This is a genomic window from Microvirga sp., assembly GCF_014699075.1.
Lineage (GTDB): Bacteria > Pseudomonadota > Alphaproteobacteria > Rhizobiales > Beijerinckiaceae > Microvirga.
Window position 1 is genome coordinate 1 of record NZ_JACXAB010000029.1, and the last position, 17,517, is coordinate 17,517.

23 protein-coding genes are annotated in these 17,517 nt (G+C 64.6%); 9 read left to right on the forward strand and 14 right to left on the reverse strand.

The annotated features are described in order from the left end of the window. Positions 1-825: 825 nt before the first annotated feature. Positions 826-984 carry a hypothetical protein gene (locus IC232_RS23405; RefSeq protein WP_190847366.1) on the reverse strand — a complete coding sequence of 53 codons (159 nt, stop codon included), beginning with the start codon at positions 982-984 and terminating at the stop codon, positions 826-828. A 120-nt stretch (positions 985-1,104) separates the two neighbouring features. After that, positions 1,105-1,500, reverse strand: coding sequence for a DUF6455 family protein (locus IC232_RS23410; protein ID WP_190847367.1), 396 nt, complete (start codon positions 1,498-1,500; stop codon positions 1,105-1,107). 146 nt (positions 1,501-1,646) lie between these two features. On the opposite strand from IC232_RS23410, the gene IC232_RS23415 reads away from it, so the two are divergent. Then, positions 1,647-2,492 (forward strand): HD domain-containing protein, encoded by an 846-nt coding sequence (locus IC232_RS23415; RefSeq protein WP_190847368.1) that lies wholly within the window; start codon positions 1,647-1,649, stop codon positions 2,490-2,492. Between the two features lie 18 nt (positions 2,493-2,510). On the opposite strand, the gene IC232_RS23420 is transcribed toward IC232_RS23415, so the two are convergent. Both IC232_RS23420 and IC232_RS23425 read right to left on the reverse strand, forming a co-directional pair. Next, positions 2,511-3,356 carry a DUF6544 family protein gene (locus IC232_RS23420; RefSeq protein ID WP_190847369.1) on the reverse strand — a complete coding sequence of 282 codons (846 nt, stop codon included), beginning with the start codon at positions 3,354-3,356 and terminating at the stop codon, positions 2,511-2,513. A gap of 551 nt (positions 3,357-3,907) precedes the next feature. Next, entirely contained in the window at positions 3,908-4,147 is a 240-nt protein-coding gene (locus IC232_RS23425; protein WP_190847370.1) for a DUF6894 family protein, read from the reverse strand. A gap of 127 nt (positions 4,148-4,274) precedes the next feature. Between IC232_RS23425 and IC232_RS23430 the strand changes: the two genes are divergently transcribed. After that, on the forward strand, positions 4,275-4,481 hold the full coding sequence (locus IC232_RS23430; RefSeq protein ID WP_190847371.1) for a hypothetical protein: 207 nt from the start codon (positions 4,275-4,277) through the stop codon (positions 4,479-4,481). A 28-nt stretch (positions 4,482-4,509) separates the two neighbouring features. Here IC232_RS23430 and IC232_RS23435 read toward each other — a convergent pair whose 3' ends face one another. The 8 genes from IC232_RS23435 to IC232_RS23470 form a co-directional block, all read right to left on the reverse strand. Next, on the reverse strand, positions 4,510-5,082 hold the full coding sequence (locus tag IC232_RS23435; protein WP_190847372.1) for a DUF2306 domain-containing protein: 573 nt from the start codon (positions 5,080-5,082) through the stop codon (positions 4,510-4,512). Between the two features lie 42 nt (positions 5,083-5,124). Next, entirely contained in the window at positions 5,125-5,370 is a 246-nt protein-coding gene (locus tag IC232_RS23440; protein WP_190847373.1) for a hypothetical protein, read from the reverse strand. Positions 5,371-5,580: 210 nt separating this feature from the next. Beyond that, positions 5,581-5,955: a response regulator gene (locus IC232_RS23445; protein WP_190847374.1), complete on the reverse strand. Its 375-nt coding sequence runs from the start codon at positions 5,953-5,955 to the stop codon at positions 5,581-5,583. A gap of 100 nt (positions 5,956-6,055) precedes the next feature. Beyond that, entirely contained in the window at positions 6,056-6,691 is a 636-nt protein-coding gene (gene fixJ, locus IC232_RS23450) for a response regulator FixJ (protein WP_190847375.1), read from the reverse strand. Beyond that, positions 6,681-8,174, reverse strand: coding sequence for a PAS domain S-box protein (locus tag IC232_RS23455; protein ID WP_190847417.1), 1,494 nt, complete (start codon positions 8,172-8,174; stop codon positions 6,681-6,683). Before IC232_RS23455 ends, fixJ begins: the two co-directional genes overlap by 11 nt. Positions 8,175-8,451: 277 nt before the next feature. Next, positions 8,452-9,633: an NnrS family protein gene (locus IC232_RS23460; RefSeq protein ID WP_190847376.1), complete on the reverse strand. Its 1,182-nt coding sequence runs from the start codon at positions 9,631-9,633 to the stop codon at positions 8,452-8,454. Continuing rightward, on the reverse strand, positions 9,633-11,078 hold the full coding sequence (gene ccoG / locus IC232_RS23465) for a cytochrome c oxidase accessory protein CcoG (RefSeq protein ID WP_190847377.1): 1,446 nt from the start codon (positions 11,076-11,078) through the stop codon (positions 9,633-9,635). Before ccoG ends, IC232_RS23460 begins: the two co-directional genes overlap by 1 nt. Positions 11,079-11,150: 72 nt before the next feature. After that, positions 11,151-11,606 carry a pseudoazurin gene (locus IC232_RS23470; protein ID WP_190847378.1) on the reverse strand — a complete coding sequence of 152 codons (456 nt, stop codon included), beginning with the start codon at positions 11,604-11,606 and terminating at the stop codon, positions 11,151-11,153. Between the two features lie 343 nt (positions 11,607-11,949). On the opposite strand from IC232_RS23470, the gene IC232_RS23475 reads away from it, so the two are divergent. After that, the gene (locus IC232_RS23475) at positions 11,950-12,648 is read left to right on the forward strand and encodes a Crp/Fnr family transcriptional regulator (protein WP_190847379.1); all 699 of its coding nucleotides are present in this window, start codon (positions 11,950-11,952) and stop codon (positions 12,646-12,648) included. Between the two features lie 11 nt (positions 12,649-12,659). Here the strand turns inward: IC232_RS23475 and IC232_RS23480 are convergent, their stop codons facing one another. Next, positions 12,660-12,944, reverse strand: a complete 285-nt coding sequence (locus IC232_RS23480) for a DUF1858 domain-containing protein (RefSeq protein ID WP_409564957.1) — start codon at positions 12,942-12,944, stop codon at positions 12,660-12,662. A 297-nt stretch (positions 12,945-13,241) separates the two neighbouring features. Between IC232_RS23480 and IC232_RS23485 the strand changes: the two genes are divergently transcribed. Both IC232_RS23485 and IC232_RS23490 read left to right on the forward strand, forming a co-directional pair. Next, positions 13,242-13,490 carry a DUF2249 domain-containing protein gene (locus tag IC232_RS23485; protein ID WP_190847380.1) on the forward strand — a complete coding sequence of 83 codons (249 nt, stop codon included), beginning with the start codon at positions 13,242-13,244 and terminating at the stop codon, positions 13,488-13,490. Between the two features lie 90 nt (positions 13,491-13,580). Beyond that, positions 13,581-14,273, forward strand: coding sequence for an NnrU family protein (locus tag IC232_RS23490; protein WP_190847381.1), 693 nt, complete (start codon positions 13,581-13,583; stop codon positions 14,271-14,273). 22 nt (positions 14,274-14,295) lie between these two features. Here the strand turns inward: IC232_RS23490 and IC232_RS23495 are convergent, their stop codons facing one another. Further along, positions 14,296-14,451 carry a hypothetical protein gene (locus IC232_RS23495; RefSeq protein WP_190847382.1) on the reverse strand — a complete coding sequence of 52 codons (156 nt, stop codon included), beginning with the start codon at positions 14,449-14,451 and terminating at the stop codon, positions 14,296-14,298. A gap of 136 nt (positions 14,452-14,587) precedes the next feature. Here IC232_RS23495 and IC232_RS23500 point away from each other — a divergent pair, with 136 nt between their 5' ends. From IC232_RS23500 to IC232_RS23515, 4 genes are all read left to right on the forward strand, one after another. Further along, the gene (locus IC232_RS23500) at positions 14,588-15,154 is read left to right on the forward strand and encodes a cytochrome c oxidase subunit 3 family protein (protein WP_190847383.1); all 567 of its coding nucleotides are present in this window, start codon (positions 14,588-14,590) and stop codon (positions 15,152-15,154) included. Positions 15,155-15,158: 4 nt separating this feature from the next. After that, positions 15,159-15,434, forward strand: coding sequence for a cytochrome C oxidase subunit IV family protein (locus tag IC232_RS23505; RefSeq protein ID WP_190847384.1), 276 nt, complete (start codon positions 15,159-15,161; stop codon positions 15,432-15,434). A 225-nt stretch (positions 15,435-15,659) separates the two neighbouring features. Next, positions 15,660-16,112, forward strand: coding sequence for a c-type cytochrome (locus tag IC232_RS23510; RefSeq protein WP_190847385.1), 453 nt, complete (start codon positions 15,660-15,662; stop codon positions 16,110-16,112). Positions 16,113-16,127: 15 nt separating this feature from the next. Then, positions 16,128-17,474 (forward strand): cbb3-type cytochrome c oxidase subunit I, encoded by a 1,347-nt coding sequence (locus tag IC232_RS23515; RefSeq protein ID WP_190847386.1) that lies wholly within the window; start codon positions 16,128-16,130, stop codon positions 17,472-17,474. Positions 17,475-17,517 lie beyond the last annotated feature (43 nt).

The window sequence follows — 17,517 nt, forward strand, 5'->3', positions numbered from 1 at the left end:
ATTCCGGTCGTGGACCGGGATCTTCGGCCCCAGGGGGTGCTGAATGCGCGGGACATGCTCCAGGTTCTCCTGAGAGAGTCGGAGAACGAGGAAGCGATCATGCGGGATTATCTGATGGGAATTGGATACCGCTGACAGTGCGATGCCGTTCCTTCGCCGATGTGCCGGGATCGCAAATTGTCCTCTTCAGGCAGGGCCGCAGCCGCCTTCACGGAGTTGATCCTTGCATGAGGACGCTTGGAAGGCTTCTTGGCGACCGGATCTCCGGCGGTGCGTTCCCCGACACCAAAGCCGGCCGCAGCTCCCGAACGGACCCACCTTCTTCCAGGATGCGGCGGATCATTCTCGCCCGACTAAGGGAATGTCTGTTGTGGGTCGAGCCTGTGTCAAAACTCAGTGCCGCCAGATCTCGACGAAATTTTTGTTCAAGTTCACGCTTCTGTACCGAGGATTTCCCGGTTTATCTCGGCTCGCACGAAATCGAATTGCTCGACAGAGCGGCCGGATCGTGTTTTGACACAGGCTCGGTCATCCAGCGTCCTTCAGCGGGTTCGCGCAAAGGTCCGCTCATTTCAGCAGTGCGGAAGTACGGCTAAGGTCAGCCCCGTGCCTTTTGGAGACCTTCCGGGATCACCCATTCCACACGCAGATCCTCAACTGCCTACAGGTAGGATTTCGCGGAATCCCCTAATAGAAAGGATTCTGACAACCTCCACCTAGCGCTGAGGGTTATCTCGATCCGGCTCTAAGCAGATTCAAGCGCCATCTGAAGACCTCTCTCCTCATCAGAGACAGGTTCGGTGGGATCGAAGTCTTTGGCTTCGGCTAGATGACAATTGCCATGTAGATGCTGCCGACCGCCATCCAGATGAATGAGTTGATCAGCATCCGGACCAGGTCACGGTTATTCTCTTGACCAACACCGAGGAGGTTGCAGCAGAAGTCACCCGGGCCTAAAAATATCGTTTCAATAACTTTAACCATTGTCATGGCTCCTCTCAGATCATGCCGCACCATGCCCGCAACGGTGCGACCCTCCTACTCCGGAATTATCCGTGTGGGAGCAGGTGGGCATCGTCCCATTGGCCATGGGTCGACCCTAGCTCACGAGAAGCTGAGATCGACGGACCGTTCACCGCGCAGCTCCCGCAGCGTCTCCGCGTTGGGGCAGTACCCGCGGTAGGTCAAGGACGCCTGTCCGCGGTCGAGATCCCGCCGGCAGCGGGCGACCGCCGCACATTCCGAGCAGCTCACGCTCATGTCGCGCATCAGCGCGGCCCGCCAGTGCCTGATCCCTTCAGGGTCGAGGGAGAGTGCCTGCATCAGCCGCGGCAACTCCGCACCTGCCTTCGCGCCCCGCGCCACAAGGCGGACCACCACGTCCTCCGGAACCCCGATGTCGCGGGCCAGTGCCTCCCTCTGGTCCGGTCCGAGGGCATCGAATTCATGCGCCTGCGCCAAAATCGATCGCCATTGCCTGATCGTCGCTGCCAAACCCATGGTCGCCTCCATGCTGCGCAATGCAGGATGCTGGAGACCGCATCTCCGAACGTTGATCCAGCGCAAACCCGCGGTGCTTCCCGGCGGCGCCTCGGGAGGATTTCGGCTATACTCGCCTGGTGCGGACTGCGTCGAGGGAGGCTCCCATGATGACGATGCCGGCGATCGTGGCCGATGAACTCGGCAAGGACCTCGCGGAGGACTTCCGGCGGCTGTTCAGCTCCTCGTATCAGGACGAGGCCGAGCGGCTCGACGGCATCGCACGCGTCGCCCTGGAATGCCTGGGCAAGAGCGATGCCCTCTACCACAACGTGGAGCATACCTTCCTCGTCACCCTGGTCGGCCGGGACATCCTGCGCGGGCGCATACTCACCGAGCGCCTTGAGCCGCTGGACTACTCCCATCTCATCGTCGCCTGCCTGCTGCACGACATCGGCTATGTCCGCGGCATCCTGAAAGGGGATGGGAAGGACAGATTTGTCGTGGGTGCGGACGGGCGGACCGTGACCCTGGAGCGCGGCGCTTCTGACGCGGCGCTCACACCCTATCATGTCGATCGCTCCAAACTCTTCGTCAGGGAACGCTTGGGAGCATCGCCGACGCTTGATGCCGAGCGGCTGGAGCGCGCCATCGAGTTCACGCGCTTTCCCGCGGGCGCGTCTGGCGACAATGCCCCGGAGAACCGCGAGGGACGACTGGTCCAGGCGGCCGACCTGATCGGCCAGCTCGGCGATCCCCTGCACCTGAAGAAGGCGAATGCGCTGTTCTATGAGTTCGAGGAGATCGGCCTCAACCGCCAGCTCGGCTACGCCTCCCCGGCGGACCTAGTCGAGCGTTTCCCGGATTTCTACTGGACCAGCGTCTCGCCGCACCTGGAGGAGGCGATCGGCTACCTGAACGTGACGGCTGCGGGCCGGCAGTGGATCGCCAATTTGCACAGCCACGTGTTCTGCGCCGAACACGCCTTCGCCCTCATGGGGCCACAGCGGTAGGATCTACTTGCGCAATGGTCATCGAAAGCTCGCCTCGGTCACCCTGGCGCGGAAGAACGGGAAGTACGCCTCGGTTCCGAAGCCATTGCTGGCATCGATGCGGGTCGGGATCGTGTTGCCCCCGAAGGTCCCGGTTTCCACAACCGTCGCGCCGAACGGTTGATGGCGGAAGAGCCGTTGCGGGTTGGCATTCGTCCAGCGCTGCATGGCAACGGCGAGCGGTCGCCCGTCCGCCGCAACGGTCAGCTCCAGGGCAAAACGCTCGCCAGCGTAAGGGAAGACAGCCCGCGCCGCGTCGTCGTCGATGGACTCCCAGGTGACGCCGTTGGCCGGAAGGAGCGATGCAGGAACCCAGAGGGACTCGGCCACGGCCCTGGCCCGGGCCGAGCGGACGAGATCGGGAGTGGAGCGGCTGCGCGCCACCGGCACGGTGTCGAGGAGCCAGAAACGGGTCCAGGCCCGGTCTTCCATGCAGCCATCGGATCCCGAGACGCGGCGCAATCCTGTGCCGATCCAGGGCATCCAAACGAACCCGTGCGGGGGCGCGAGGATTTCTTCAGCGTTCATGGGCTGGTAGTTCGGCCGCTCTTGGTCGCCCAAGCCGATCTCGCCCGCCATCTTGAGCTCGGCCACCATGCGGAGAGGCGTGCCCGCGGTGATCGCGAACATGAAGTAGCGTCGGGCCGGATCAGGCAGGCCAGCAACCATCTTAAGGTCGAACCGGGCCATAGGCCGCGCGGCCCTTGCGGCGAGTGCATCCCACGCTTTCCGGGCATCTCGGCCATCACGAGCCCGAACGCCCCAAGCGCCGACGAGACACACGGCAGACACACTGGCAACCGAGATGGCAAGAGCCTTGGGCATCTCCCCTCCCTTGGGATGTGAACGCTGCCTGGCTGGCGCGTGCCTCAGCCATGCTAACGTGGCACGGCCGCGGGTTCCTTGATCTGGATCAGGGGACGGAACGGTCGGGCCCCATGGACTTGGTCGTGTCGCTGCCGGAGCCTGAGTTCCGACCGGCACAGAAGACCGCGAGGACTCATCATGTGACCAGTTGCGGCCACCCTGGGGCGCATGGGTGTCCAGCCGCAGGCCCTGCGGATCACCGCTTGAGGAGGGTGGCATGACCTTGCGGCGACCGACACATTGAAGTGAAGCCCCGTGGGGCTGCGCTGACGCTGCCCTAGGCAGGGGCCATCCGGGGCCTGAAGACCGCGCTTTGTGGTTGTCGCGATGGCCTTTCCCCAGCGGCGCTCGATCAAAAAAAAAGCCACGCACGGCCTTTTGACCGTGTGCGTGGCCCGCAACCCGTATTTGCCCCTACGGTTGAGTTTGGTCGAAAGCTCTTCGCGGATGCGAGAGCTACGCTTCAACGACCATTTTTTGGATTTCCACTCCTGGTTCCCTGAAAGCTTTCATGTGCAATGAAGGCGAGCCTTGGGCTTCAGCGGGATGGTTCTGACAACCAAACCCGACGGATCAGCAATCTCAAGCCTCCAGTCATGCCATTCATCGGAATGGGAGGGATCTTCCTGTTTGAGTTCCGCAATGACCTCTGTGGCGGACGTCACAGCGACATCAATGCCGGGCACGCGGACCCCTACTTCATCACGGATGACTTCATCGCCATCGGTCAAGTTGAAATGGTAAAACATAGAACTCCCCACTTGGGTGAGTTTAGTTGGCCCGCACTTGAGTACCCCGGCGAAAGGCGTGACTTCGACACCCTAGATGTCTTGGTGCGGATATCTTTGATCCAGCGCAAAGTTCAACAGCTTTACCTTGCGGCGCCTCCAACGGGGTGTCGCGGGCGCCGAGGCCAGTCCCTCACCCATCGGGTTGCTGGCGGATGACTGCCGCCCGGCCATCATCGGTTCAGGTGGGCGGCGGCTCCAGCTCTCACCGCCCCGGCTGATTTCCGGAACGTGCCACCTCAACTGCCTCACGGCGCCGCCGCTCGCTGCGCCGCACCCGGACCACGGCGGATGATCCGCTCGGCGACAGCAAGATTGATGGCCTAGCCTGCTCCCATGAGCAGCCCCCGGGCGAGTTCCCCCGGCACACCTGCGACCAGGAACCAGGGAAGGTGAATGATGGCTTGGGTGCCTGCGCCCATCCCGATTGCATAGGCACGCATGATCCACGCGCGGTGCCGTACGACGTCGCGTCGCTTGATCGCAACGAAGCCGAGGACGATTGATACTGCCATCGCCCAGCCGAACGTCAGCCGGAGGCCATATAGCAGGTCGCCGTCGTTCCAGGCACGCGAATAGAATTGGGTCATCCACAGGCCCGAGAGCGTCGCGACGAGACCGGATGCGATCAGGAGCCATCCCCCGCGCCGATGCCAACCGGGGTTCCCGCGCCGCAACGCAGGGGCAAACTGAAACGCACCCATGATGCAGAAGAGAGTGGCGCCGACGATATGGAGCACCGCCGGCAGGGGCGAGGCGAAGAACCGCGCGTTGTCCGGGGTGATCTCCGCGCCACCGGCCAACCCCGCGAGACGGACGGCGCCAGCACCCACCGGAACGAGGGTCAACGTGATCAGCGCAGCCGGGACAAGCCGGTCGGATTTCATCAAGACCATGCCGCACCGCAATCCATCCGGACCCGCACCGGGGCCATTCCTTCAGACACGGGTTCCTGCCAGCTCATTGAGCCTGATCCCGAGCTCCCGCGGCGAGTACGGCTTCCCAAGGACCCCGATGACCCCGCCGTGGCCCACGGGCGCACGCTCCACGTTCGCTGTCACGAACAGTACCTTGACGCCGAACCTCTCGGCCAGGGCGGTCCCGATCTCGGGCCCGGTGAATCCGTCAGGCAGGTTCAGGTCGACCAACGCGGCGTCCGGCCTGCGGTCGGCAGCGAGGGCCATGGCGTGCAACGGACCTCCCGCCCATCCTACGGCACCTCCCGGGCGATCTCACCCCGCCGAGGAGTTTCCCTCTCCGGCATGGCAGGCTTCCTCGGCCCGGAGCAGTTCGAAAGGTTCGGGATGCGGGACCTCCGGCAGCATGCCGGCCTCTTCAGCGGCCATCCCCTGGCTCGTCGCCGTCGGAAGGTCCGTCCCGAGGCAAGCGCCCCTTCATGCCACCGCCAAGGCGCCGCGAATGCCTTCGAGCAGGGAACCGTCCTCAAGGGGCTTCTCCAGCACCTGCCGGAAGCCGACCCGCCGGGCGCGCTCCAGCAGTCCGGGTGTGCACTTGGTCGTGATCAGGATTGCAGGCAGGTAGACACGGCGGGCGCGCAGCCGTTTCACGAGGTCGACGCCGTCGATCCCCGCCATCTGGTAATCGATGACGAGACAACCCATGCGGGGCAGATCGCTCTCCGCGAGAAGGTGGTCGCCGTCCCGGTAAAGACGGACGCTCAGCCCCTCGAGTTCAAGCGCGAACTTCAGCGATTGCCTGACCGCATCGTCGTCGTCGACCACGATGACCGGCCCCGTGATCATGGGCATGACGGTATCCTGTTGCTGGGCAACCTCGGAGCGTGACCAACGAGATCATCGACGGGCATCATGCCTCGACAGCCGTCATCATCCCATTCCGGTATTCCCCTTAGGGGCCTTGTCTCCAGACATCCGGGTCGACTTCCGTTCGCAGGGTCATGCGTACCAGTTCGGAGAGGCTGCCTGCCAGCATCTTGGTCATGACGTTCGCACGGTAGATTTCCACCGTGCGGGGGCTGATGCCGAGATCGAAGGCAATCACCTTGTTCGCCTTGCCGGCCACCAGCCCATCCAGGACCTGCCGCTCACGCTCGGAGAGGGACTGGATGCGGGTCTGCGCCATGCTGACCTGCGCTTCGCGTTGGGCATGCTGCTCACGGAGCCTCAGCGCCGAGCGAACAGACGCAAGGAAAACATCGTCGTCAAACGGTTTCTCAATGAAATCGACGGCGCCCTCCCTCATGGCCTCGACGGCCATGGGCACGTCGGCGTGCCCCGTCATCACGATGACCGGAAGGGTGATGCCGCCTGCCCTGAGGCGGCGCAGCAGCTCGATGCCGTCGATGCCGGGCATGCGCACGTCCGTCACGATGCACCCGACAGCCGCGTCGTCCACGCTTTCCAGGAATGCCGAGGCGGACTCGTGCAGGCGCACGGGCAGACCGTCCGACCCCAGCAGGAAGGAAAGCGACTGGCGCACGGCCAGATCGTCATCGACCACGTGCACGACCTGCTCATTCGGCATTTGCCAGCTCCTCCCGATCAACCGTGCGCAGGGTCAGGATGAACGTCGTCCCACCTCCCGGCTTGCCTTCGACAGCGATCTTACCCCCATGCGACTCGATGATGGTACGGCAGATCGACAGGCCCACACCCATTCCGTTCTTCTTCGTCGTCACGAAAGGCTGGAACAGGTTTTCCGCGATCTCCGGCGCAATGCCGCTCCCCGTGTCTTCGACACTGATGGCGACCATGCGTTCCTCAGGCATCGCACTTGTCCTGATGACGAGCTCCCGGCGGGGCTGATCCTGCATCGCCTCGATGGCGTTGCGGACGAGGTTCAGCAGGACCTGCTGGATCTGGATGCGGTCGGCGAGCACGAGGGGGGCATTCGGATCGAGGCTGAAGGTGACGCGAACCCCCTTTTCCTTCGCTCCGACGAGGGCGAGGGCGCTGGCCTCCTCTATCAGCCTGGGCAGGCTCTCGATGTTTCGCTCGCTCTCGCCGCGGGCCACGAACTCGCGTAGATGCCGGATCACCTGTCCCGCCCGTAAGGCCTGGTCAGCCGCCTGGTTGACGGCGTCCCGCAGCATGGCCACCTGGTCCCCCTCCATGCGCTGAAGGATGCGCCGGCACCCCTTGAGATAATTGGCAATGGCTGTCAGGGGCTGGTTGATCTCGTGGGCCAGTGTCGAGGCCATCTCGCCAAGGGCGGTGAACCGCGACATGTGAACAAGCTCGGACTGAAGCTCCTGGAGGCGTGTCTCGGTCCTTTGGCGCTCCGAAAGGTCGCGCACGAATCCGGTGAAGAAACGCATCCCACCGGAGTGCATCTCGCCCACTGCGAGTTCCATGGGGAAGGTCGAGCCGTCCTTGCGCTGGCCGACGACCACACGTCCGATGCCGATGATGCGGCGCTCGCCGGTCGCGAGATACCGATGCATGTAGCTGTCATGCTGGCTGCGGTAGGGTTCCGGCATGAGAATGCTGACGTTCCGGCCGACGACCTCTCCCGGGTCGTACCCGAATTGCCTTACGGCAGTCGCGCTGAAGGATTGGATCCGCGCCTGCTCGTCGATGACGACCATGGCATCCGGGACGGTCTCCAGGATCGAGCGGAGATGGGCCTCCCGGGCCCGTAGCGACTCCTCCGCCACCACCCGTTCAGTGACATCCCGGATGACCTTGGCGTATCCATGGATCTCGTCAGTCTCGTCCCGCAGGGGCGTCACCACGACGTAAGCGATGTAGCTTGACCCGTCCTTTCGCAAGCGTACGCCCTGCTCCTGATGCCGACCTGTCTCACGCACCATGGCAAGCTCCCTTGCGGGCTTGCCGTCCTCGATGGCCTCCGGCGGATACAGCATCGAGAAGTGTCGGCCCAGGATTTCGTCCTCACGCCAGCCACTGATATCTTCCGCACCGGCATTCCAGCTTGTGATCCGTCCATCCGTGTCCAGCACGACGAGGGCAATGTCGGTGACGGCATCGACCAGGAGTTCGGCCATCCTCGGATGCGTGTGGAGGAACCTGCGTCCCTTTGCTTCGTAACTCACTCGTCCCTCCAACGGGCATTGCGGTGGCGATCCGTGCCGTCAACGGACAGTTCACTCCCTCGGCCCGACAGGCCCGCGCTGGACCGCCTGCGTAACAGGTGGGCGTTAACCGTGGTTCCCGGCAGTAATGCAAGGTCCGTGCAGGACACCGACGGAGCTACCCTCCGACTGTCCCGCGACTGTCCTCCAGGATACGGCCGTTCGCCGGAGAAGGGAACCGCACGGCCCCTCAGGACTTCACCCGAGGGCGGGTGAATACGTTCCAGTAGGCCAGCCCGAACCCCAAGAAGGCGGCGGCCCAGCCTCCTCCGGCCAGGTGCAGCAGCGTGCCGCTCCAGGCGGGATGGATCGCCGCGCATATGCGCGCGACGGCGGCCGCGACGATCAGCCCGTAAAGGAGCTGGACGGGGGCCGTGGCGACGAGCGCCCTCCCCGTATGGCCGAGGCTTGCCCGGGACATCACCGCCAGCGTCATCACGCCCATGGCGCCGCCCGTCCAGGCATGGATACCCGCGCCGGTGGAGATCAGGCCCAGGGATGCCAGACCAGTCAGGACGAAGCCGAGCGGCACGAATCCATAAGCCACGTGCAGGATCAGGACGAGACGGTCCCTCCAGGTACGCTCGCCCGCCCAACGGCCAAGCCGTATCGCCTGGAGCAGCCCGGCGACGATCAGGGCCGCGCCGGTGACGAGCAGGTCCGGTGCGGCGATCCATGCCAGAAGCGCGGTGCCGGCCGCGACCATCGAGACCACGTCGAAGCGGCCGAACGATGCCGGCAAGCGGCCGGGGTTCTCGCGTGCGAGCCAATTGCGGGTGAAGCTCGGGATGATGCGCCCGCCGACCAGCATGATCAGCATCATAGTGGCGGCAATCCCGATGCGGATGCCGTAGTCGGCGGCACCGAGGACATGAGCCTCGATGTGGAAAACGATGTTGCCGATCGTGAGAACCCCCAGCGCAACCAGCACCTTGAGGTTGCGCCAGTTCCTGCCCCTGACGATCTCGCGGGCCATGGCCGCGCCCACAAGCAGCAGAAACGCGTTGTCGACGAGCGCCGCGGACTCCCAGCCGATCCAAGCCGACGTCGTGACGGCGAGGCGGCCTGCGACCCAGGTCAGCACGATGGCGAGCAGGGGCCGCCCCTGGAGCGGCATGCGCCCGGTCCAGTTCGGGACGGCCGTCAGCAGGAAGCCGGTGATCACGGCCGGGAGATACCCGTACAGCATCTCGTGGATGTGCCAGTCGCGCGGGGCGAAAGCGATCGACAGCTCCAACTCTCCATAGAACACCGGCAGCCAGGCCAGGATCGCGAGGCCGGCATAGAGGGAGCCGAGGAGGAAGAACGGCCGGAAGCCGTATGAGAGGAGCGCGGGTCCCTCGTAATCGCGCAGGCGTGGGATCGGAGCCATCATCGGCCTCCTTCGACTGGAATGAACACGTCCTGCGCCGTCACGGCGCCGTCCGAGGCGACGTCGGTCGCGGTGAATGCGATGGGCTGCCTGTCGTCCGCAGGAGCCGTGACGAGCACGCGCAATTCGCGGGTCGTGTCAGCGGCTACCCTCACCGGGCCGTCCTCGCCGACGGTCTCGACGGTCGCGGCGTGCAACCCGGAGACCTCCAGCCGAAACGAGCGTTCGACATCGGCCTTGTTGTAGAGCCGGACCGCGTAGCCGTTTCGGGCCCGTCCGTCGGAGAGCCTCACGGCAACGGGATTGCGGTCGTGGATGACGGTGATCTTGGCATCGCTCCGCATCGAGAGGCTCACGCCCATCGCCCCGGCCAGTGCCACGACGCACAGCCCGAGACCGATGGTCTTCGGCCTGATCACGCGTCGACGGGCAGGCTCGTTCCTGCGTTCACGCTCGATGTTCGTCCAGGCCTCGTAGTCGATGAGGCCACGCGGACGGTCGAGCTTGGCCATCACGCTGTCGCAGGCGTCGACGCACAGGCCGCAGTTGATGCAGGCGAAGTTCGGTCCCTCGCGGATGTCGATGCCGATCGGGCAGACGTTCACGCATTGCATGCAGTCGACGCAATCCCCGGCAGGTTCTCCCTTCGCACGCAGCTCCAGTGCCTTCTTGGCGGAGGCGCGGGGCTCGCCCCGGCGGTCGCGGTAGTTGACGGTCAGCGCCTCGGGATCCCAGATCGCGCCCTGGAGTCGCGGCCACGGGCACATCCAGGTACAGACCTGCTCGCGGGCGAAACCCGCCAGGGTGTATGTCGTGCAGGTCAGGATGCCGACCCAGGCATAGGCGAGCATGGAGGCGCGGCCCGTCGCGAGATCGGCCACAAGCGTCGGCGCGTCGGTGAAGTAGAGGACGAAGGCACCTCCCGTGCCCATGGCGATGAGGAGCCAGATCGTATGCTTGACGCCGATCTCCAGCACGCGCCGCGCAGTCAGCGGGGCGTCATGCTTCTTCAGGCGCTCCCTGCGGTCACCCTCGACGAGGCGCTCGACGAGAAGGAACAGGTCGGTCCAGACGGTCTGCGGACAGAAGTAGCCGCACCAGACGCGCCCCGCGACGGCATTGAGCCAGATGAGGACCAGCGTCGCCAGGACCAGAAGGCCCGTGAGGTAGTAGACCTCCTGCGGCCAGATCTCGATGAAGAGGAAATAGAGGCGTCCGCGCTCGAGGTCGAGGAGCACGGCCTGGTCAGGCTGGCCGGGACCACGCGCCCAGCGGACGAACGGCATGACGTAATAGATGGCCAGACAGCAGACCAGCGCGATCCACTTCAGGCGGCGGTAGCGGCCGGAGACGGACTGGGGGACGACCCTTTCCGTGATGACACCGCGCTTCGGCTTGCGAAGGTGCGCCCGTTCGGGCTTGAAGCTGATGTCGAGGGTGGCCATCGGGCGCTGCAAGGATGTTGGCGCCGCCGCGGCATGATCGCCGCGGCGGCGCAAGGGCCTCAAGGCACGCCGTTACTTGGCGGCAGTCGTGGTGGTGGCGAGCTTGTCGAACAGGTTGGCGAAGGCCTGCTTGGCCTTGCCGGGGTGCGTGGCAGCCTTGGCCTGGTCAACGTTGGCCGCGTCGCCGACCACGATCATCCCGACCATGCCCATGCCGTAGTGCGGCTTGCACTTGTAGCCGTACACGCCGGGCTTGTCGAAGGTGATGGCAAGCTCCTCGTTGATCTTGCCGACGAACTTCTGCCCGCCTTCCGGCACCATGGCATCGACGGTCTCGACGTTGTGGCCCTTGTCCGAGGCCACGAACTTCACCGTATCGCCGGGATTGATCTTCACCAGCGCCGGCTCGAACACCATGACGCCGTCGGTGCCCTTGTTGAGCATCTTGACCTCGACCTCGGCGGCACCGGCCGCACCTGCGAATCCGAGGGCAGCCACGAGAGCGCCGAGCACGATAACCTTACGCATGATCCTTCTCCTTGGTTGAAACCTGCGAGCCTCACCGGCTCTTGAGGAGAAGTCATACGCCTCGTTGCGGTGGGCTTGTTTGATCTGACGCAAACTGGGAGACGTTCTTCGTCGAAACGTCCGGAATCGTGTTCCATTCCCATGACAAGGATACGCAGCCTTGAGATGCATCAATTCGGCTGGATCGGCGCCATTGTAAGTGATGCTGGGCAACGAGTACGGTGATGGTCCTCGTCCAGCCGGCCCAGGGTGGGGCCGCGAGATCCACGCACGACGCGGCGTGATCTCCCTTCCCTTGGGATGCCATTGACCTCACGCTTGAATGAGAGATGGAATCCGTAAAATGCCGAACCTGGACAAGTCGCTCGTGGCCGATCTTCCGATGTTCGCGGGGGTGGAGCCGGACGATCTCAACGACATCCTCCGGGAAGCGCAATCGATCCGCTACCAGAAGGGGGCAAGCGTCTTCCAGCAGGACGAGGAGGCTCATTCCTTCTTCATCCTTCTCCACGGACACCTGCGGGTCATGAAGGTCACGCCCGACGGGCAGCAGGTCGTGGTGCGCTATGTGACGCCCGGCGAGATCTTCGGGATCGCCATGGCCATGGGGCGTGGCACCTACCCGGCGACGGCCCTCGCCGTCGTGGACAGCCTCGCCCTCGTCTGGCCGTCCGCGGCCTGGCCCCGCCTCGTCGCGAAGCATCCCTCGCTCGCCGTCAACACGATCCAGACCGTCGGAAGCCGCCTTCAGGACGCCCACACCCGGGTCGTCGAGATGTCGACGGAGCAGGTCGAGAGGCGCGTCGCCCACGCGCTCCTGCGTCTCGCCAAGCAGGCCGGGCGGAAGGGCGAGGACGGCATCCGGATCGACTTCCCGATCTCACGTCAGGACGTCGCGGAGATGACGGGAACCACGCTCCACACGGTCAGCCGCATCCTGAGCGCCTGGGAGGACCAGGGCCTCGTCGAGAGCGGACGCCAGAGGATCTCGATCCGGGACCCGCACAAGCTGTTCATCCTTGCCGAGCGCCCGTCGGGCTGAGTCCCCTCCCCTCATGCGGGCCAGCGGGCCGGGACGGGCGCTGACCCGTCCCGGGCTGCGGGAGCGGACCCCTGCGCGATGATGGCCCTCAGGTCGGTCAGGAATTCCGCCTGATCGACGCCATGCTCGCGGCAGGCGTCGGCCACTGTGTGGAAGCAGGCGATCGGACAGCCGACGCAGTGCATTTTGTGGTTCAGGAAGGCCCGGATCGTCATGGGCCAGCGCCGCATGACGTCGTCGACGAATTGTGTGGGTTCAAGGGGCATCATGGCCTCCGCGCTGATGGTTCGATTCACATAACCCCTTCTAACCAGTTTTCCGCTGTCCCTCTTTGCGCGGCATCAACCAGGCTAAAGGTGCCGAGCGCGTGGGTATTTGTTTGAGGTGGGGCAAAGAAGCGGCGGGCTCGATGGGAGAGTGTCCCGGTCATCGAAGGAGGGCCGTCATCGAGGACGCGCGGGAGCGCTCCTGCACCGGCTCCCGAATGCGCCTTCCATCGATGCCACCCTCGTCCGGGATCCGCAGGGATACCCGGACCTCATCACGTAAAGCGGCCGGAACCTGCCAGGTCGCCCGCCAAGGAATGCTTGCCGATGTGCAGTTGCAACGTCACCGAGACCGTCATCGATGTCCGCCAGATCATGCCGCGGATGCGCCACCCCCTGATCTTCAGCACCTTCGACCAACTCCAACCGGGCGAGGGTTTCGTGCTCCTGAACGACCACGATCCCAGGCCCCTCCTCTACCAGTTCAACGTCAACTACCCGGGCGACTTTGGATGGGATTACGAAGCGGATGGACCCGATCTCTGGCGGGTGCGCATCAGCCGCGCGGCAGCCTGAGGCCGAGTGTCCGAAAGCGGCCCCGACGCGGAGCCTGGAGCGGCTCCGCGTCACGTCTCCCTTGCCGGACACAACCTGGAAGCGCCATCCATGACCGAGTTTTACATTGCCCTGGCCGTCTTCCTCGCAGCCCACGTGATACCGGCCAGCCCCGGCCTGCGGTCACGCCTGATCGCCACGATGGGAAGGTCGACCTATCTCAGCGCCTACTCGCTCCTGTCCCTCGGGCTGCTCGCTTGGCTCATCCTGGCTGCGCAGCGGGCGGAGACGGTCCTGCTCTGGGACCCCGCCTCCTGGCAGTGGCATGTGCCCTTCCTCGCCATGCCGGTCGCCGCGTTCCTCCTGATCGCCGGTCTCGCGTGGCCCAATCCGCTCTCGATCTCGCTGCGGAGCGGCAAGGAACCCGGCCCGATCGTCGCCGTCACGCGCCATCCCGTCCTCTGGGGTTTCCTGATCTGGGCGGCATCGCACGTCCCGCCGAACGGAGGCCTCGTCGCGGTCCTCCTCTTCGGCGGCATGGCGGCCTTCTCGATGCTCGGGTTCTTCCTGCTGGACCTCAAGGCCCGCAAGCGCATGGGTTCGGAGCGCTGGCGCACACGAAGCGCCGGGACGTCGATCGTCCCGTTCAAGGCATTGTTGCAGGGGCGGGCTCCATGGACATCGCTGCGTCCCCTGATGCTGCCCGCCCTGGTTGCGATCGTCGCCTATGCCTGGTTCGTGCTCCAGGGGCATGCGCTCCTCATCGGACCCGACCCACTCGCAGGCCTTGTCGCGATGGGATAGGCGCCCGACCGCCGGATCCGCGCTACTGGGTGACGAAGAGGGTGACCGCGATGGCCACCGACATGGTCACGGCGGCGATCGTGCCGCTCAGCCGCAGTACCCCCATCCGGTGAAGCATCACCGCGAAGATGACGATGAGCGGTGTCGCCATCACCAGTCCGACCTGTGCATCAGTCATGGTTGATCTCTCCTGTCCATGGGTTTCCATCCCTCTATGGACCGGAACGCCGGGGAGTTGTTTGAGGCAGCGCAACGAGAATGCCGGATGGGCGCCGTAAGGATCGATGTCGGCAGGTACGGAATGGCTGGGAACGATGAACGCTGCGCAAGAGGATAGGCCCTGGGGGGCGCTGTCGGACCTGCCGGGACACCCGATGATGTGGGTGCTCATCCTGACGGAGGTCGTGACCTTCGGGCTTCTTCTCGCGACCTTCACCGTCACGGGAGTCGTTCAGCCCGCCGTCTTCGCGGCGGGCCGGGCACAGCTCGATCCCGTCCTCGGCGGCGCGAACACGCTCGTGCTGATCACCAGCGGATGGCTGGCCGCATTGGCCGTCGAGGCCCGCATGATCGAACGGCGGAGGTCTGCGCGTCTGCTGCTCGCCGGAGCGGCGGCCCTGGGTTGCGTCTTCACCGCCGTCAAGGTCGTGGAATACGCGGCCAAGGTCGAGGCAGGCATCGGCCTGGAGACCAACACGTTCTTCACGCTCTACTTCCTCATCACCGGATTCCATCTCCTCCACGTCGTGCTCGGGATCGTCATCATCGCGGGGGTCGCGCTGCACGACAGCCCGGAGAACCTGAAGACCGGCACCGCCTTCTGGCACATGGTCGACCTCGTCTGGGTCGTGATGTACCCGCTGGTCTACCTGGTCGGATGACGCCATGACCCGCATTGCCGCACGAAGGGCGACACGCGCCTGGATCCTGCTCGTCCTGTTCACCATCCTCAGCATGATCGCGGGACATGCGGGCGCGGGAGGCCTCGTCGGCAGCGGCATCGTGCTCACCGCGACCGTCGCCAAGGGATGGTGGATGCTGATGGACTTCCTCAAGCTCCGCCATGTGCCGCCCGGCTGGCGGATCGCGCTGTCGTCATGGCTGGTCCTGGTCGCCGCCTCGGCCTGGATTGCCGCCGCGATCCCCCTGTTGCGCGTCTGACGGCCGCAGTCCCTCCGAACCTTGTGCCAGATCAAAGAGCGTTCCGCCTGCTCCTGTAGATTGCCGACCATCCGCTCCGCGCGGACAGCGACTTCACTGCGAGGCATCAGCCATGTTCACCCCTTGCGACCGGACGGCCAGCTCCCGGAGCCCGCCTCGGCACCTCCGACATCGCGGCCCGGGCCGCACCTCCTACCTCCCTGCCCGATCAAGAAGGATCGCGTGATGGCTGAAGTCCTCACCAAATCGGCGGCAAGAAACGTGTTCTACGGGGGCTCGTTCTTCTTCTTCGCCATCTTCGTGGGCCTGACCGCCCACAGCCACTACTACATGAACACCACGTCCACCGACGTGTCGACGCTCAATGACTCCGTCGCCCGCGGCAAGCACGTGTGGGAGAAGCACTCCTGCATCAACTGCCACTCGATCCTCGGCGAGGGCGCATATTTCGCGCCCGAACTCGGCAATGTCTGGGTTCGCTATGGCGGCAAGGAGGATCCGGCCGCAGCCCGCGAGACGCTCAAGGCCTGGATGGCCGCCCAGCCGACCGGGATCGAGGGCCGGCGCCAGATGCCGCAGTTCGACCTGACCGAGCAGGAGCTCAACGATCTCGCCGATTTCCTGGAATGGACCAGCCGCATCAAGACCCAGAACTGGCCGCCGAACAACGCCGGCTGAGAGGGGACTGTCATCATGAAATACCAAACGCAAAAGGTGGCCCTGCTCTACTTCTACGGAGCCCTGGCCCTGTTTATCGCCCAGGTCCTGTTCGGCGTCCTCGCCGGCACGATCTATGTCCTCCCCAACACCCTGTCCGAGCTTATTCCCTTCAACGTGGTCAGGATGATCCACACGAACGCGCTGATCGTGTGGCTGCTGATCGGGTTCATGGGCGCAACTTACTACCTGATCCCGGAGGAGACGGAGAACGAACTCTTCAGTCCTCTTCTCGCGAAGATCCAGTTCTGGATGTTCTTCGGCGCCGCCGGCGTCGCGGTGGTCGGCTACCTGTTCAAGATCCATGAGGGCCGCGAGTTCCTGGAGCAGCCCTTCATCATCAAGGTCGGCATCGTCGTCGTGTGCCTGATGTTCCTGTTCAACATCACCATGACGGCGCTCAAGGGCCGAAAGACGGTTGTCACCAACATCCTGATCTTCGGGCTGTGGGGCGTGGCGATCTTCTTCCTGTTCTCCTTCTACAACCCATCGAACCTGGCGCTGGACAAGATGTACTGGTGGTACGTCGTGCATCTCTGGGTCGAGGGCGTGTGGGAGCTGATCATGGCCTCCATCCTTGCCTTCCTGATGATCAAGCTCAACGGCATCGACCGCGAGGTCGTGGAGAAGTGGCTCTACGTCATCGTCGGCATGGCCCTGTTCTCCGGCATCCTCGGCACGGGCCACCACTTCTACTGGATCGGCGCTCCCGGCTACTGGCAGTGGATCGGCTCGCTGTTCTCCACCCTTGAGGTCGCGCCGTTCTTCACCATGGTCGTCTTCACCGTCCAGATGACCTGGAAGGCCGGCCGCAAGCACCCGAACCGTGCGGCCCTTCTGTGGTCGATCGGCTGCTCCGTGATGGCCTTCTTCGGCGCGGGCGTCTGGGGCTTCCTGCACACCCTGTCCTCGGTGAACTACTACACCCACGGCACGCAGGTCACCGCCGCCCACGGCCACCTTGCCTTCTTCGGCGCGTACGTGATGCTCAACCTCGCCGTGATGGCCTATGCCATGCCGCACATCCTCGGCCGTGCCCCGTACAACCAGATGCTCAGCATCGTCAGCTTCTGGATCATGTGCACGGCCATGTCGGTGATGACCTTCGCGCTTACCTTCGCGGGCGTCATCCAGGTCCACCTGCAACGCGTGCTCGGGCAGTCGTACATGGACGTCCAGGACCAGCTCGCGCTGTTCTACTGGGTCCGCCTCGGCTCCGGCGTGTTCGTCCTGATCTCGGCGCTGATGTTCGTCTACGCGGTGTTCGTTCCCGGACGCGAGAAGGCCCCGCGCCTGGCGCAAGGTCTCCAGCCTGCCGAGTAGGCTCCTCCAGGGCGGCCTGCATCAGGTCGCCCCGCCCTCCCCA